Genomic DNA, 16,189 nt, shown 5'->3' on the forward strand with positions numbered 1-16,189 from the left:
CGAATCGCCTCGGCCGAGCGCCTGCCAAGTCCGCGGGCGATCGCGCAGCAGACCTGCGTACCGAACCGTCAGAGCACACCACTACAGTTCTCGATCACTTGACCGATCCAAGAGCGCCGAGGGACCGCAGTCCGATGCTTGCGCTCTCGCTTGCGGTGTCGACCGATCCTCTGGGGGGACCATCATGAGACGCAGCACCTTCCTGGCGGCGGCCACGGCGACCGCACTGACCGCCAGCCTGTTCACGGGCCTCACCCCGGCCTGGGCGGACGGCACGAGCGGCGGCCCCGTCCTGGTCGACGCCAACGGCTGGAACGAGCCGGGTCTGGTCTTCGTGACGGCGCACTCCGACAGCCCGATCACCCGTATCACGGCCCACTTCTATCCGCTGGACGCACCGGACGGAACCCAAGAGGCCGGATCGACCGAGGACTTCACCCAGTACTCCGGACAGGACGCGATGTCCGGTACCTGGCGGGCGCCGGTCCACCTGGCGGACCTCGGTGACTACCGGGTCACCGTCGACCTCCAGGACGCCTCCGGCGCCACCGTCACCGGCGCCCTCTCCCCCGACCCCCTGAAGTACCGGACCATCCTCACGATCAACGGTCTCACCACCTCCCCGAGTGTGCCGGACTACCTCCACCAGCAGGTCTCCGTCAGCGGCACCGCCGTCGCCCGGGATCCCCGCACCCCCGACACCCCGACTCCCGCCGCCGGCACGCCCGTCGACGTCGTCGCCGACACCGGACTCAGCCGGACGGCCGTGACCGCGACCGCCGGCCCCGACGGCCGATTCACCGCCGCCTACGTCCCCACCGAGCAGTCGTTCCGGGTGTCCGCCGCGCCCCTGGCCTCCAGCAGCTACCCGGGAGCGATCGACCTGTCGACATACCCCACCCCGTGGCTGCACACCACCCAGGCACCGGTCCGCTTCACGGCAAGCACCCACGCCCTGAACCTGAAACAGGGCGCCACCGGCACCGTCACCGGCCACGCGGAGATTGAGACCACCTCCGGCTGGCAACCGCTGCCGCACACCGCGATCACCCTCTACGGCCTCGACACGGACGGCCTTCCCAAATTCCTGGTCGGCGAGACCACCACCGACAGCAAGGGCGCCTACACACTGCCCGTCTCCTCGTACAACGCCGCCCCGACCGCCGAACTCGTGGCGGGCACCGACAACATGCCCTTCCAGCAGATCGCCACCGAACCCTTCAGCCTCCACGTCGCCTACACCACCCACATCGACCTGACCGCGTCCCTCAAAGACGACGGGTCCATGCCGACCTACGGCTACGTCTACTTCGAAGACTGGCGCGCGAAATGGCCCGCCAAGCCCACCGTCACCCTGCAGTACTCCAAGGACGGCAAGACCGGCTGGAAGAACGCCACCACCGTTCCCCTCCCGATCCGCTACAACAAACCCCTCTTCCAGGAGTGGTTCGCCCGCACACTCAACGCGCCGAACACCGACGCCTACTGGCGAGCCCGCTTCGACGGCAACCCCGACCTGGGCACCAGCACCACCAAACCCGTCCACCTCTACCGCTACGCCACCCGCATCACCGGCTTCCACGCCTCCCCCGACCCGGTCCGCAAGGGACAGTCGATCAGGTTCGGCGGCACCCTCCAGTACAAGAAGGGCACCACCTGGAAACCGCTCTACGGCGGCTCCCCCAGCCTCTACTTCAAACCCCGCGGCTCCAGCACCTACCACTACGTCTGCGAGCTGGACACCGACAAGAAGGGCCACCTCGAGGGCCTGGTGACCGCCAAACAGGACGGCACCTGGGCCCTCGCGGTCAGCCGCCAGACCGGAGACCACTACCTCAGAAGCGCCAGGGTCACCGACTACGTCGACGTCCGCTAGCCGTCGCCCGTGGTGACGCGCGGGAGCCACCGGGGATCACGATGTCGTGGGTGTGGCTAGGGCAGTCGCCTGAGCCACAGGCGAGCGAGGCGGTAGACGACGGCTGACACGGCGAAACCCGTGAGGACCGTGGCCGTGTACGCCCGGCCCGGCAGCGTCCGCACGTAGAGCCCGAAGGTGACGTCGCGAGTGATGAGAAATCCCGCAAGGGCAGCGAAGGTGGCGCCTGCCGACTGCTTGGTCCACCGTCCCGCCGTGGAGGCTCGTCGGTCGTCCGTCCCGCGCGGAACAAAAGGCTCTGTCACACGCCAGTTGTACCGGTACCGGTTCGGCTCATCAACGGCACCGGCTTTCCCCACCGTTTCACCGTCGAGCTTCGCCAACCGCACGTCCTGAGCGCAGGCCGGGGCAGTCGACCGGCTCTCGGCACACTGCCTGCTGCAAAGCGGAGACAGCCGAGCGGCAACCCGCACGATGCTCGAGCTCAATCGACGCACGTTTCCCGGGCCGCGGGCGCCGCCCAACTGCCGGCCGACGGCGGTGACGACGACAGGCCGGTCACCATCCCCGAACTCCGCTTGACCTTCGCGGACACCGACCGACGGATCGGCGCGCGCTGGACGCGGGACTCGTCGACGAACGCGGCTACCGCGGCAACGACTTCCTCAGCCTCCCGGTCGTCGTGACCTGGACCCTGAAGGCGCCTACCGGTGTTCGGGGTTCTCGTAGTCGCGGCGGCAGCCTGCGTCCCAGGCGGTGCGCTGGTTGCCGTAGGCGGGGATGCCGCCGAGGTCCTTCAGTGCCCGGGCCAGATGCAGCAGGTTCCAGGTCATGAAGGTGGTGTTGCGGTTGGTGAAGTCGTTCTCCGGGCCGCCCGAGCCGGGGTCGAGGTACGAGGGGCCGGGGCCCGCCTCGCCGATCCAACCGGCGTCCGCCTGGGGAGGGATGGTGTAACCCAGGTGCTGCAGGCTGTAGAGGACGTTCATGGCGCAGTGCTTGACGCCGTCCTCGTTCCCGGTGATCAGGCAGCCGCCGACGCGGCCGTAGTAGGCGTACTGACCTGCATCGTTGAGCAGGCTGGAGCAGGCGTAGAGGCGTTCGATCACCTGTTTCGTCACGGAGCTGTTGTCGCCGAGCCAGATGGGTCCTGCCAGGACGAGGATGTCGGACGCAAGGACCTGCTGGTAGAGGTCCGGCCAGGCGTCCGTCTCCCAGCCGTGCTCCCGCATGTCGGGCCACACGCCGGTGGCGATGTCGTGGTCCACGGCCCGGACGACGTCGACGTGCACGCCCTGAGCGTCCATGATGGCGGTGCTGCGGTCGATCAGCCCCTGGGTATTGCTGGTCTCCGGCGAGCGCTTCAGGGTGCAGTTGATCACCAGAGCGCGCAGGTCGTCGTAGTGAGCCGGCGGTGCGTCGGTGGCGGGGGGCGAATCGGTCACACAGTCCTCCCAGGGCCCTTTGCGCAGCACGATGATCCGCGGCGCGCGTCCACATCCGGCTCCAGCCTGCGGGCCGTCCTCGGCAACCGCCACCACAGCGCCGCCGAATGGCCCCGGCATGCTTGAGGCGCCGGAGTCCACACCGCCGCCTCGGTCGGCGGCGAATGAGTGGCCGGGGCAGGCGGGCGTGCCTACGTTCGGCTCATGGGCACAGAAGGCGGGATCGAGCCGCGGAACACGGCGGTGGTGGAGGACGTCGCGCACCTGTTGGTGCGTTGTCTGCGGGCCGAGGGCGTGGAGTACGTCTTCGGGATCCCCGGCGAGGAGAACATCCGCTTCGTCGACGCGTTGAACGGCTCCGGGATCCGGTACATCCTGGTGCGCCACGAGCAGGCCGCCTCGTTCATGGCGGAGATCTACGGGCGGCTGACCGGCCGGGCCGGGGTGTGCTCGGCCACGCTGGGACCCGGTGCGATCAATCTGCTGCTCGGCACCGCGGACGCCATGACCAACAGCGCGCCGTTGGTGGCCCTGGCTGCGCAGGGGTCGCTGCGGCGTATCCACAAGGAGTCGCACCAGGTCATCGATCTGGTGTCGATGTTCGCCCCGGTCACCCAGTGGGCCGCCTGCGTCGCGTGTCCCGACGCGGTGCCGGAGATGACCCGCAAGGCGTTCAAGACCGCGCAGAGTGAACGCCCCGGTGCTGTGTTCCTGGCCGTGCCGGAGGACATCGAGGCCGAACGTCCCGCAGAGCCCCTCTCCCCCCTGCAGGTCGACACGGTCCGCGCCGACGCACCCTCCCCCACCCAGATCGCGCGGGCAGCCGAGGTGCTTGCCGCAGCCCGCCACCCCGTCGTACTGGCCGGCCACGGCGCAGCCAGGGCCCGGGCCTCGGCCGCCCTGGTACGGTTCGCCGAACGGCTGAACATCCCGGTAGCGACCACGTTCCACGGCAAGGGAGTCTTTCCCGACGACCACCCGAACGCCCTCGGTGCGGTCGGCTTCATGCGCCACGACTACGGCAACTTCGGTTTCGACGCGGCCGACGCGCTGGTCTGCGTGGGCTACGAGATCCAGGAGTTCGACCCCGCCAAGATCAACCCGAACGGCGACAAACGAATCGTTCACCTGCACCGTTTCCCCGCCGAGGTGGACGCCCACTACCCGGTTGCCGTGGGCGTCGAAGGGGACCCGTCACAGGCGCTGGACGCACTCGTGGCGGCACTGCCCGAAGGGCTCACCTACGACTCGGGCAGCAGCGAGAAGATCCGTACCCTGCTCGACGAGGAACTCCAGTACGGACGCGACAACGATGCGTTCCCCGTCGTGCCGCAGCGCGTGGTCACCGATGTCCGCACCGCCCTGGATCGCCACGACATCGTCCTCGCCGACACCGGGGCCGGGAAGATGTGGATGTCCCGTCTGTACCCGACCTACGAACCGGACACCTGCCTGGTCTCCAACGGCCTGTCCACCATGGGGTTCGCGCTGCCGGGCGCCATCGCCGCCAAGCTCGCCCGGCCGGACCGGCGCGTCCTGGCGATGATGGGCGACGGCTCCTTCCTGATGAACTCCCAGGAGCTGGAGACCGCCGTCCGTGAGCGCATCCCGCTGGTCGTCCTCGTCCTGGTGGACCAGGAATACGGCCTGATCACCTGGAAGATGGAACTCGAACTCGGCCGCCACAGCCACACCCGGTTCACCAACCCGGACCTGGTCGCCTACGCCGAAAGCTTCGGCGCACGCGGCTACGCCGTCGAGTCCGCCGGCCAACTGCTGCCCGTACTACGCCGCGCCCTCGACGACGACACGGTCTCCGTGATCGCCTGCCCCGTCGACTACTCCGAGAACCTGCGCCTGACCGACAGACTGGGAAGCCTCCACGGCCCGTTCTGACACCCGGTCCGCCGCCCTGCAGCGGAGCGCGAATTCGTCCCCCCCGACACCGGTGCGGCAGATGCCACCGCAGCCGTTCCCCGTCGCCAACGCCGACCTGCCCCACGTCGGCCTGGCCGTCCCCGCTGCTCCGACCACGGTCGTCGGTGCCAGGAGATCGAACGCCTGGTGACCCTGACCGACATCACGCCCAGCTCGCCACTCCTGGAACGGGCGGCAGACCCCCAACGCTCCACCTGGGCTCTCGATGAATGCCTCACCGGACGCGAAGGAGACCGCAACCCGGTCCTTGACCAGGGAGGGGCGTCCTACCCCTGGGCGACAGCCCGGCTGCCATCCGTCCCGGAGCGGTTCAAACGCGGTGAGCCTCATGTGCCGCCGGTTGCCCTCACGCCGAGCCAGTCGGTCCCTGACCGTGAGCCTCCGGTCCCCCGACGGTCACCAGTCCGGTCTCGTAGGCGATGACCACGAGTTGGGCCCGGTCTCGTGCGGCGAGTTTGGTCATGACGCGGCTGACGTGGGTCTTGACGGTGAGCGGACTGAGGAAGAGGACGCCGGCGATCTCGTCGTTGGACCGGCCGCGGCCGACCAGGGCCAGGACTTCACGCTCTCGTTCCGTGAGCCGGTCGATCCGGTAGTCCGCCGCGTGGGACTCCGGGTGGCCTTTGGCGGCGATGTCGGCGATGAGCCGACGGGTGATGCCGGGGGACAACAGGGCGTCGCCACGGGCGACGATCCGCACGGCCTGGATCAGCTCTTCGGGCTCGGTGTCCTTGACGACGAAACCGGAGGCGCCTGAGCGGATTGCCTCGTAGACGTAGTGGTCGGACTCGAAGGTGGTCAGGATCAGTACGCGCACTCCAGCCAGATCCTCGTTGTCGGCGATGCGCCGGGTGGCTTCCAGTCCGTCGACTTCCGGCATGCGGATGTCCATGAGGACGACGTCGGCGCGGGTGGTCACGGCCAGGCTGACAGCCTGCTCACCGTTGGTCGCTTCTCCGACGACGGCAATGTCGTCGGTGTGTTCGAGCAGCGCGCGAAAGCCGGCGCGGATGAGTGCCTGGTCGTCTGCCAGCAGGACGCGGATCACGACCCGGGCTCCAGGGGGAGGAGGACATTGACTTCGAACCCGCCGTTACCGGCCGGACCGGCGCTGAGCGACCCTCCAGCCGCTGCCGCCCGCTCACGCATGCCGATCAGGCCGTGTCCGGCGGACGGGGAGACGGCCGAGGACCCTCGCCCGGTGTCCGTGATGCACAGACGCACATCGCTGCGGTGGTAGGAGATGCGGACGATGGCGGTGGCCGGTCCGGCGTGACGAATCGCGTTGGTCAGTGATTCCTGGACGATGCGGTAGGCAGCCAGATCGACGGCGGGCGCCAGGGGGCGGGGGTGGCCGGTGGAGACGACTCTGGTCGGCAGCCCGGCCGCGCTGACCCCGGCGACCAGGGTGTCGAGGCGGGCCAGTCCCGGCTGGGGCTGATTCGATTCGGGGTCGTCGGCCTGACGGAGGACGGCCAGTATCGCTCTCAGCTCGCGCAGGCCGTCCTTGCTGGCGGTCTTGATGGCCCGCAGCGCCTCGGCCGCGGTAGGGGGCAGGTCGCTGGTGACATAAGAGGCGACGCCGGCCTGCACGTTGATGGTCGACATCGTGTGGGCGACCACGTCGTGGAGCTCGCGGGCGATGCGCAGTCGCTCGGCGTCGACGGTGCGGCGGATCTCCTCTTCCTGGGTGCGCGCGACCAGCTCCGAGCGGGCTCGGAGCGCGGCGAGGTAGTCACGGCGGTTTGCGCTCGCTATCCCGCCGAGCACGGCCACGACGACGAGCGCGCACAGCGCTGTGTCGCTGCCCCCGAAGCTGTTGAAGGGGCTGACGACGGTGATCGTGCCCAGCGTGAGGAGTGTGACGGCCCCCAGGGCGACCGACTGGCGCACCGGTACCGTCAGGGCCACGGCGTAGAGCGCGATGGGCGGTATGACCAGTGCCGCGTTACCGACATAGCCGAGAGCGTTGAAGGCGAGCACACCGGCGAGCGAGGCAACCAGCACGGCCCGCGGACGGCGGCGCCTCCAGACCAGCCCCAGCCCCGCCCCGGCCACCAGCAGATAGGCCCAGACAGGGGCAGGAGTGACGGTATGCCCGGCTATGGCCCGCAGGGCCTGACGAGAGGGGTTGCCCGTGCCCACCGTCGTCCACCTCCACGGCGGTACGGCCCCCTACGACAGCGACGGCTACCCGACCGACTTCGTTCTGCCGGCGGAGTCCTACGGCACCTTCCCCACCATGCCCGCCATGCCGGGCATGCCCGCCATGAACGACCCCGACGCCCACGTCAGCACGATCCGGCGCGACTACGCCTATCCGCCGCAACCCCAGGCCGGAACGCTGTGGTACCACGACCACCGCATGGCCTTCACCGGCGCCAGCGTCTACCGCGGTCTGGCCGGGTTCCACCTGGCGCACGGCACCGAGGAACAGGCCCTGCCACTTCCGCGAGGCGCCCGCGACGTCCCTCTGATGATCGCCGACCGCGCCTTCGCCGCAAACGGCTCCTTCCTGTACCCGGCGCTGGACCCCACCATGCGCACGACCCCCGGGGTCGACAAGCCCTCGGTCAACGGCGTCATGGGAGACGTGATCCTCGTCAACGGAGCTCCGTGGCCCGTGATGAAAGTCGACACCGCCCGCTACCGCTTCAGAATCCTGAACGCGTCCAACGCCCGCACCTATCAGCTCGCACTCCAGGGCACGACCCAGCGGTTCACCCAGATCGGGACCGACCACGGACTGCTGCCGGCACCACTCCCCCAGGACACGGTCGTGATCGCCCCGGCCGAGCGCTTCGACGTGGTCATCGACTTCAGCCGACACAAGGTCGGCGACGAGATCACCCTGGCCAACCGGCTCGGATCCAACTCCACCGCCGCCGTCATGCGGTTCCTCGTCGCACGCGCGACCGAGGACGGCAGCAGCATCCCGTCCACCTTGTCGAAGACCGCCGCCATCACCACCACCGGCTCCATGACCCAGCGCACCATGAAGTTCACCCGGGGCCATCAGGGCCAATGGCTGATCAACAAACAGGCCTTCGACCCGTCCGTCTCACAGGCCGACGTACCCGCGGGCAGCACCGAACTGTGGACGATCCTCTCGGACTTCCACCACCCGTTCCACATCCACAACGCGACCTTCCAGGTCATGGCCCGCGACGGCAGAGCCCCTGGACCCTACGACCAGGGCTGGAAGGACACCGTCTTCGTCAACAAGGGCGAAAAAGTCCTGCTCGCCATCCGGTTCAGCGACCTCAAGGGCCGCTTCGTCTTCCACTGCCACAACCTCGAACACGAGGACATGGCAATGATGGCTACCTTCCGCATCACCTGACCACCACCGATGCCGGCGCCCTTTCCTGCCGCTTCAGCGCCCGTCTCCCTCCCCACGAGAGGGGTATCAACCACAGGTTGTTTCCACGAGAGACGGCCTCGGGGGCGTGAGGATGCGGTGAGAGCCGACGTACGTTCCGATCGGGGAGCGCTCGCGTCCCCCGGTCACCGGGAAATCGCGATGCGGCAAAGGCGACGGCCGGCCCCGTCTGGGTGAGGCCGGCCGTCGGCGAGGTACGCGGGCCGGTTCAGCGCTGCAGGGTGAGGACAGCCGGCCGCCAGGGCAGTTGGTCGTAGGGGCCGCTCGCGGTGGGGGACTTGCCCTGGTAGAGGAACTGCAGGTTGCAGGGGTCGATGGTCATGGTCTGGTCGGGGTTGTTGCGGACCAGGTCACCGTGGCTGATGTCGTTGGTCCAACTGGCGCCGCTGTTGGCCTTGCCGGCGAAGGGGTTGCCCTCAGTGGCCGCCTGCGGGGTCCAGGAACCGTTCAGACTGGTGGCGGTGAACGAGCGGAAGTAGCGCTGCTCGTTCGCCCCCCGTGCCTCGACGATCATGAGGTACTGGTTCTGGCCCTGGACCTTGTAGACCTGCGGCGCCTCGAACAGGTTCTTCACCGTGTCGCTCATGACCGTCGTGTACGACGAGCCGAAGGTGCCCGGGAAGTTCCCGATCGGCATGCTCGCCCGGTAGATGTTGCCGTTGTCACCGGCGAAGAAGAGGTACATGTTCTGGCCGTCGGCGATCAGGGTCTGGTCGATCGGGGCGGCGCCCGGGATGCTGCCCGTGAACAACGGCTGCGGCGCGGACCAGCCATTGGGGTTGGTGGGGTCGCTCGACGTGCGGTAGATGAAGGGCCACGCACCCCACTGGTACGCCAGCACCCAGATGTTCTTGGGCGCGAAGTAGAACAGCGTGGGCGCCACCGCGGCCTGGCTCATCCCGGTCTGGCCCGCCGACGCCATGTCCGACCAGTTCGTGAAGGGGCGGAACATCATCGAGCCGTACGACGATCCCGACACGTTCGACGCGTAGACGAGGTGCTTGCCGTTGTACGTCACGTCGGTGAAGTCCTTCAGCGAGACCCACCCGTTCGCCGGCTGCGCCAACGCGCCCGTCGACGTCCACCGGTACGTCGACGGCAGAGCACACGTGCCGTCCCCCGGCGCGGTCGTTCCGGACAGGCCGGTCCACTTCTGGTTGCTGCCCCCGTTGCACGTCCAGATCTGCGCCGCCGTGCCGTTGGCCGTACCGGAGCCCGTAACCTCCAGGCACAGCCCGGACTCCACGCCGACGACCGTGCCGTCGGAGTTCACCCGCCACTGCTGGTTCGCGCCGCCGGAGCAGGTCCAGATCTGCACCCGGGTACCGGCCGCGGTGGCGTGGCCGGGAACGTCCAGGCACTTGTTGCCGTACACGGTGAGCTGATTGCTGTCCGTCAACGTCCACTGCTGGTTGGTCCCGCCCCAGCAGTCGTAGATCTGCAGATACGTGCCGTCGGTCTGGCCGGCGCCCGGCACGTCGAGACACCGACCGGAACCAACACCGCGCAAGGCGCCGCTGGAAACCGCCTGAGCCGGGGCGGCGGCGACGAGCATCGCCGCCAGCGCCGCCAGGGCCGCAGCCACGGCGGCGAGCACCACTGCCGGATGCCTGCGGCTGGAACTTCCTCTGCGCATGGGTACTCCCGAGACCTTGAGTAGGCGGCGGCAAGTGGCGGGTGTATGGCAGGTGCATGACATCTGCTTCCATTGCACACACATGGCCCTGCCGTGCGATGGGGCGGTTCAGGATGTTCGTCATGTCGAACAAGGGTCGAAGCGTCGAGCAGCCTGAATAATAAGGAACCGGTGAACGGCGTCAATAGCTCTCGCAGGTATCGCCGACAACTCCGAAACATTCGCGCCATCGCATCCGACGAGCGCGCTCCACAGCGTCGACTGGTCGGCTCGCAGGCCCGGCTTGACCCCGGAACCGAGTAATGTGCGGATGATGCGGACGCTCGGTCGAACCTGCCTCTACCGTCCATGACATCGAAATTTCGCACGCCACCGACGCCGACACCCGGGGCCATCGTCCATTGCCCGATAAGCGAAAGTTTCGTTCGGCAATCGGAAATTTCTTCGGCGGAGAGTATTGACGATCCACGGTCACGCCTCAATCATCCGTGTCTGAGAAACCGGCCCTGGTTCGAGATTCCGGGCTGTGTCGGCCAGGGCAATCCATGCCGCACGTCAGATCAGCGGCCAACCGCACGGCAGACCCGCGCACCACGTCACCTGCGCCACCCCGTTTCGTTCCGGTGAGGTTCGCACCAGCGCTCCTGGCTCTTCGCGCAGTCGAAGAGGCATGCGACGCCGTGTGACGGTCCCCCGGCTGAGCCGCGATGGAGTCCCATGCCTGTGTCGACACGTGGAACACGCGCGCCGTACGTCGCCCGACGGCCGACCGGGTGCGGCTTCGCCCGTGCCGGTTGGCGTCCTCCCGGTCCCCACGACCGCGGTGTCCGGTGACTCCGTGCTGCCCGGGCTCCGACCCGCCCCGGCGACGGGACCGGACGACGCAATCCCCTGCGCTTCAGTCGACAGCGATTTCTACCTCGGAGGCACAGTCATGGGCTCGTATGCCCTTCCCAGATCCGTTACCCGCCGGATGATCCGCGGCCTGCTGCCGGCGCTGGTCGTCGGCGTCCTCGGTACGGTCACCGCGCTGGCCGCACCGCCGACCGCACACGCCGCCGAGAACACGCTCGGCGCCGCAGCGGCACAGAGCGGCCGCTACTTCGGCACCGCCATCGCCTCCGGCAGGCTGGGCGACTCGGCGTACACGACGATCGCAAGCCGTGAGTTCACCATGGTGACGGCCGAGAACGAGATGAAGATCGACGCCACCGAACCACAGCGGGGCCAGTTCGACTTCAGCGCCGGCGACCGCGTCTACAACTGGGCGGTGCAGAACGGCAAGTCGGTGCGTGGCCACACACTGGCCTGGTACGCCCAGCAGCCCGGCTGGATGCAGAGCCTCAGCGGCGGCTCACTGCGCCAGGCGATGATCGACCACATCAACGGCGTCATGGGCCACTACAAGGGCAAGATCGCCCAGTGGGACGTCGTGAACGAGGCCTTCGCCGACGGCAATTCGGGAGGTCGGCGGGACTCCAACCTGCAACGCACGGGCAACGACTGGATCGAGGTCGCCTTCCGCACCGCGCGCGCCGCCGACCCGGCGGCCAAGCTCTGCTACAACGACTACAACATCGAGAACTGGACCTGGGCCAAGACCCAGGCCGTGTACTCCATGGTCCGGGACTTCAAGCAGCGCGGCGTGCCGATCGACTGTGTCGGGTTCCAGTCGCACTTCAACAGCGGCAGCCCATACAACAGCAACTTCCGCACCACCCTGCAGAATTTCGCCGCTCTCGGCGTCGACGTGGCCATCACCGAACTCGACATACAGGGCGCCTCGGCCTCGACCTACGCCAACGTGACCAACGACTGCCTGGCCGTCCCGCGCTGCCTCGGCATCACCATCTGGGGTGTGCGCGACACCGACTCCTGGCGATCGGGGGACACGCCGCTGCTGTTCAACGGCGACGGCAGCAAGAAGCCTGCCTACACCGCCGTCCTCAACGCACTCAACGGCGGCGGCTCCACGACGCCCCCTGCAGATGGCGGACAGATCAAGGGCGTCGGTTCGGGCCGTTGCCTGGACGTGCCCGGAGCCGGCACCACCGACGGCACACAGCTCCAGCTGTGGGACTGCCACAGCGGCACCAACCAGCAGTGGACGTACACCGACGCCGGCGAGCTCAGGGTCTACGGCAACAAATGCCTTGACGCCGCCGGCACGGGCAACGGCTCCAAAGTCCAGATCTACAGCTGCTGGGGCGGCGACAACCAGAAATGGCGCCTGAACTCCGACGGATCCATCGTCGGCGTCCAGTCCGGGCTCTGCCTCGACGCCGTCTCAGGCGGCACCGCCAACGGCACCCTGATCCAGCTCTACTCCTGCTCGAACGGCAACAACCAGCGCTGGACCCGTACCTGAGGGGGCCTGCCACAAACTAAGGGGGAAGCCGTGACAGCCCACGGTGCGGCTTTCCCCGCCCCTCCGCAAGGAGACATCGTCGATGGTCCCGGGTCGCCGCCGTGGTGGCGGCGACCTCGCGACGAACTGATGCGGTGGTTCCGGTCTACGACAGCGGGGCCCGGTTGCGTTCCCCCGCAACGGTGGCCGGCGCCACCAGGGGAAGATGCGCTCGCAGAGTGGTACCTCTCCCCTTGGGGCTGTGCAGGTCGAACATCCCGCCGAGGGCCCTTACCCGGTCGGTGAGGCCGACCAGCCCCGAGCCGGTCCCCGTGTCGGCGCCTCCGACACCGTCGTCGCGAACGGACAGGCGCAGGACGCCTTGGCCGGTCCTCGCACAGACGTGGACGCAGGAGGCGTGGGCATGCTTCGAGGTGTTGGTCAGCGCTTCGGAGACGACGTAGTAGGCCGCCACCTCGACGGGCTCGGGCAGCCCTCGTGGAACGTCCACGTCGAGTTCCACCGGCACCGGTGAGCGACGGGCCAGAGCCCTGAGCGCGGCGGCCAGACCTCCATGGGTGAGGACCGCCGGATGAATGCCGCGGGAGAGCTCGTGCAGGTCGTCCAGTACCCCTTTCAGGGAGTCGGCGGCCCGGGAGATCCTGGCCCGCAGTTCCTGTTGTTCCGCGGGGACCGTGCTCTGGGCCACCTGCATTTCCAGCAGAAGGGCCACCAGCCGCTGCTGGGTGCCGTCGTGCAGATCACGTTCGATGCTGCGCCGCGCCCGGTCGGTGGCCGCGAGGATCCTGGCCCGAGAGGTGGACAGTTCCGCATGACCCTGCTCCAGCGAGTCGGCCATGCGATTGAAGCTGCGCTCCAGGAGCCCGATCTCGCCGATCGCCGTCTCCGGTGTGCGGGCGGTCAGGTCCCCGTTGGCGAGCTGGTCGGCCATGGCGGCAGTCCGGCGTACGGGACGCACGATGGCCCTGATGACGTAGCCTGCGACTCCGATGGTGGTCACCACAAATCCCGTCAGACCGGCGATGGTGGCGGCGACAGCCTGGTCGGTGGGCGTCGCGGCATGTGCCTCCCTTTCCTTGGCCATGGTCTGCTCGCCGGCCACGAGGTCGTGAAGCCCGTCCAGAATCACCTGGAAACGGCGGTTGTCCTCTCCGTTCAGGACGGACCGCTCTCTCGGGGAAAGCCCGTGCCCCGTGGCGTTCGCCAAAGACGTGGAGGAATCCTTGATGTATGCGCTGCACATGTTCTGGATCCACTCCGCTCGGGCCAGCTCTCCAGGGCTGTGTGCGGTCAGACTCTTCAGCTTGTCGGCCTCCTTGGGGAAGGCGGCCACGGAATTCTGCCAGCGCTTGACGTACTGCGGCTGTCCGGTCAGGGCATAGCCGTGCAAGTCCGTATCGAAGGCGAGCACCTGTTGCTCTTCCTGGTTCGCCACTATGCGCACCTCTTCTGAGTTCTGTGCAAGCTGGTGGACGGCGCGCAGGTCGACAGCCGAGTGCAACAGGATGGCGAAGGCTATGCCGATGGGGAGCACGAGGAGGCTGCTGGCGACGATCAAACGGCGTACGACGCCTCTGACCCCGCCAGTTCTCCGGGTTCGAGAGGCGAGCAGATGCACGGGTACCTCCCTGTCGGTGAGACAGGTTCTGCGTGAAGCTCCTACAGCGTGCTCGCTGGACGAGGCTCAAGGACAATGTTGGACATGAGGTCAGGAAGCTCGGGGTCCGGCGTCGGCGGCCGGCCGAGCGAGGGCGGACCGGCCATGACGCACCTGCGCATCGTCCTCGCCGAGGACGACGTCCTCCTTCGCGAGGGTCTGGCCAGCCTGCTGCAGCGTGCGGGCTGCACGGTGCTGGGGAAGGCCGCCGACGCCGTCCAGTTGCTCGACCTGGTACGGAGAGTCACGCCGGACCTGGTGATACTGGACATCCGGATGCCGCCCGGACAGGCGACCGAAGGTCTGGACGCGGCGCGCACCATCCGGCAGGAATTCCCTGACATGGGCATTTTGGTCCTCTCGGCGTATGTCGAGGTGGAGAGCGCGTTGGAACTCCTGGACCGCGGGCACAGCATCGGTTACCTGCTCAAGAGCCGTGTAAGTGACGTCCAGGATTTCCTGGAAGCGATGCAGCGGATCGCCAGGGGCGGGTCGGCGCTGGATCCCGCCCTGGTGCAGGAACTGGTGTCCGCCCGCCGTAGGGAGGATCCGCTGGCCGCACTCAGTACGCGGGAACGCGAGGTGCTCGCGTTGATGGCCGAGGGCCGCTCCAATGCCGGCATCGCCCGCCGGTTGTGGGTCACCGAAGGAACGGTGGAGAAGCATGTACGCAATATCCTGGCGAAGCTGAACCTTCCGGAGACCGAGGACGACCACCGTCGTGTGCGGGCGGTCATCACCTTTCTGGAGGCCAGATGATCGAACTCTCACGGTGATCCTCGTTCGCTTCGGCGAGCAGGGCGCGAATGGCATTTCCCGACAGGGCAGTTTTCGCCAGGAAACCGGCTGCGGCACTCTCCTCGATCATGCCTGTGTATTCTTCCTCGGCGTGGACGGAAACCAAAATGACCAGCGGCGGGGGCGGGCCGGTCTCGAGCCGCATTCGGCCGACCAGCTCCAGTCCGCATTCGCCGCCGAGATCGATGTCGACCAACGCCACGTCCGGCTTGAGTTGCTCGGCCTGCCGCAATGCCTGAGCGCTGTCGGACGCCATACCCACGACTTCTATGCCCTGGCCCGTGAGCAGACACTGAGCGGCGCGGAGGAAGTCGGGACAGTCATCGACGATGAGGCAACGCATCAGGTATCCAAACTCCCTTAGGGTGTCCGCTCTTCGAGCAGTCGCGAACTCCGCGGACCGCCGGGCCGGTGAACATGAGCCACGGGCAACATCCACCCGCCGGGAGATGCCTGGAAGTGAACTCTCGGGTGAGCAGCCGCGCTTCCGGCTACCCGTCCGTCAATTCCATCACAGGGAACGCGGGAGAGGGAAGAACGATCCTGCTACGTGCGTGCACGATAGTGGCGGCTTCCTGTCTGGTAATGCTGGCAGGAAGGAGTGGATGGATGCTGACCGCCATGACGCGGCTCGGCTTTTTCCATAGCTTTGACGTGTTCGTCAATTCCCACTCGTAGAGGAGAAAGTACGTGCCAGCCGTCTGTACCGTGTTCGTCGGAAATCGGCCCATTGTGGTGACTGCCGCCGGTGAATTGGACGTCGCCACCGCTGCCCACACCGAAGCGATCTTCACCGCCGTGAGCGGCGGCGCCCGCCCCGAGGTCGTCATCGACCTGAGGCAGGTCACCTTCCTGGACTGCGCAGGAGCACGTCCCCTGACCGCCGCCGCCCGCCTCATCCATGAGGCGGGGGGCCGGCTGACGCTGCTAGCCGATCACCCGATGGTCGTCAAAGTGCTGCGCTTCAACCAGCTGTTTCCTCATGGCGCGTCTCCGACCGGCGGCGCCGACCCGGCTCACCATCCTCCCGCATACCCCCCGGCGCCGCGTCTCTGCGACCACCGCTGCCGGTCGCTGGCGGAGGAACGCTGA

Annotated in this window: 13 protein-coding genes; 6 read left to right on the forward strand and 7 right to left on the reverse strand. The window is 67.8% G+C overall.

Features of this window, described 5'->3' with window-relative positions; genetic code table 11:
- Positions 1 to 184 precede the first annotated feature (184 nt).
- Positions 185 to 1,876, forward strand: coding sequence for a hypothetical protein (locus tag BLW82_RS08705; protein ID WP_093498247.1), 1,692 nt, complete (start codon positions 185 to 187; stop codon positions 1,874 to 1,876).
- 56 nt (positions 1,877 to 1,932) lie between these two features.
- Here BLW82_RS08705 and BLW82_RS08710 read toward each other — a convergent pair whose 3' ends face one another.
- Together BLW82_RS08710 and BLW82_RS08715 are read right to left on the reverse strand one after the other, a co-directional pair.
- A complete protein-coding gene (locus BLW82_RS08710; protein WP_093498248.1) occupies positions 1,933 to 2,181 on the reverse strand; it encodes a hypothetical protein in 249 nt (82 codons plus the stop codon).
- Positions 2,182 to 2,580: 399 nt separating this feature from the next.
- Entirely contained in the window at positions 2,581 to 3,318 is a 738-nt protein-coding gene (locus tag BLW82_RS08715) for a flavodoxin family protein (RefSeq protein ID WP_093498249.1), read from the reverse strand.
- 204 nt (positions 3,319 to 3,522) lie between these two features.
- Here BLW82_RS08715 and BLW82_RS08720 point away from each other — a divergent pair, with 204 nt between their 5' ends.
- The gene (locus BLW82_RS08720) at positions 3,523 to 5,214 is read left to right on the forward strand and encodes an acetolactate synthase large subunit (RefSeq protein WP_093498250.1); all 1,692 of its coding nucleotides are present in this window, start codon (positions 3,523 to 3,525) and stop codon (positions 5,212 to 5,214) included.
- A gap of 388 nt (positions 5,215 to 5,602) precedes the next feature.
- Here the strand turns inward: BLW82_RS08720 and BLW82_RS08725 are convergent, their stop codons facing one another.
- Together BLW82_RS08725 and BLW82_RS08730 are read right to left on the reverse strand one after the other, a co-directional pair.
- Complete coding sequence (locus BLW82_RS08725) at positions 5,603 to 6,304, reverse strand: response regulator (RefSeq protein WP_093498251.1); 702 nt, start codon at positions 6,302 to 6,304, stop codon at positions 5,603 to 5,605.
- The gene (locus tag BLW82_RS08730; protein ID WP_093498252.1) at positions 6,301 to 7,401 is read right to left on the reverse strand and encodes a sensor histidine kinase; all 1,101 of its coding nucleotides are present in this window, start codon (positions 7,399 to 7,401) and stop codon (positions 6,301 to 6,303) included. Before BLW82_RS08730 ends, BLW82_RS08725 begins: the two co-directional genes overlap by 4 nt.
- Between BLW82_RS08730 and BLW82_RS08735 the strand changes: the two genes are divergently transcribed.
- The gene (locus BLW82_RS08735; RefSeq protein ID WP_093498253.1) at positions 7,394 to 8,599 is read left to right on the forward strand and encodes a multicopper oxidase family protein; all 1,206 of its coding nucleotides are present in this window, start codon (positions 7,394 to 7,396) and stop codon (positions 8,597 to 8,599) included. The genes BLW82_RS08730 and BLW82_RS08735 overlap by 8 nt on opposite strands.
- A 247-nt stretch (positions 8,600 to 8,846) precedes the next feature.
- Here the strand turns inward: BLW82_RS08735 and BLW82_RS08740 are convergent, their stop codons facing one another.
- A complete protein-coding gene (locus BLW82_RS08740; RefSeq protein WP_093498254.1) occupies positions 8,847 to 10,274 on the reverse strand; it encodes a non-reducing end alpha-L-arabinofuranosidase family hydrolase in 1,428 nt (475 codons plus the stop codon).
- Positions 10,275 to 11,208: 934 nt separating this feature from the next.
- Between BLW82_RS08740 and BLW82_RS08750 the strand changes: the two genes are divergently transcribed.
- On the forward strand, positions 11,209 to 12,642 hold the full coding sequence (locus BLW82_RS08750; RefSeq protein ID WP_093498255.1) for an endo-1,4-beta-xylanase: 1,434 nt from the start codon (positions 11,209 to 11,211) through the stop codon (positions 12,640 to 12,642).
- Between the two features lie 145 nt (positions 12,643 to 12,787).
- Here the strand turns inward: BLW82_RS08750 and BLW82_RS08755 are convergent, their stop codons facing one another.
- Positions 12,788 to 14,260, reverse strand: coding sequence for a HAMP domain-containing sensor histidine kinase (locus BLW82_RS08755; RefSeq protein WP_093498256.1), 1,473 nt, complete (start codon positions 14,258 to 14,260; stop codon positions 12,788 to 12,790).
- A gap of 144 nt (positions 14,261 to 14,404) precedes the next feature.
- On the opposite strand from BLW82_RS08755, the gene BLW82_RS08760 reads away from it, so the two are divergent.
- Positions 14,405 to 15,058, forward strand: coding sequence for a response regulator (locus BLW82_RS08760; RefSeq protein WP_093507938.1), 654 nt, complete (start codon positions 14,405 to 14,407; stop codon positions 15,056 to 15,058).
- Here BLW82_RS08760 and BLW82_RS08765 read toward each other — a convergent pair.
- Positions 15,036 to 15,440, reverse strand: a complete 405-nt coding sequence (locus BLW82_RS08765) for a response regulator (protein WP_093498257.1) — start codon at positions 15,438 to 15,440, stop codon at positions 15,036 to 15,038. The genes BLW82_RS08760 and BLW82_RS08765 overlap by 23 nt on opposite strands.
- A 347-nt stretch (positions 15,441 to 15,787) precedes the next feature.
- On the opposite strand from BLW82_RS08765, the gene BLW82_RS08770 reads away from it, so the two are divergent.
- Positions 15,788 to 16,189 carry an STAS domain-containing protein gene (locus BLW82_RS08770; protein ID WP_093498258.1) on the forward strand — a complete coding sequence of 134 codons (402 nt, stop codon included), beginning with the start codon at positions 15,788 to 15,790 and terminating at the stop codon, positions 16,187 to 16,189.

It is taken from the genome of Streptomyces sp. Ag109_O5-10 (genome assembly GCF_900105755.1).
Taxonomy (GTDB): domain Bacteria; phylum Actinomycetota; class Actinomycetes; order Streptomycetales; family Streptomycetaceae; genus Streptomyces.

Bases quoted from the DNA above. Each gene is read 5' to 3' on its own strand.
- BLW82_RS08760 (WP_093507938.1), top strand. From the start codon at position 14,405: ATGACGCACCTGCGCATCGTCCTCGCCGAGGACGACGTCCTCCTTCGC.
- BLW82_RS08720 (WP_093498250.1), top strand. From the start codon at position 3,523: ATGGGCACAGAAGGCGGGATCGAGCCGCGGAACACGGCGGTGGTGGAG.
- BLW82_RS08765 (WP_093498257.1), bottom strand. From the start codon at position 15,440: ATGCGTTGCCTCATCGTCGATGACTGTCCCGACTTCCTCCGCGCCGCT.
- BLW82_RS08705 (WP_093498247.1), top strand. From the start codon at position 185: ATGAGACGCAGCACCTTCCTGGCGGCGGCCACGGCGACCGCACTGACC.
- BLW82_RS08750 (WP_093498255.1), top strand. From the start codon at position 11,209: ATGGGCTCGTATGCCCTTCCCAGATCCGTTACCCGCCGGATGATCCGC.
- BLW82_RS08740 (WP_093498254.1), bottom strand. From the start codon at position 10,274: ATGCGCAGAGGAAGTTCCAGCCGCAGGCATCCGGCAGTGGTGCTCGCC.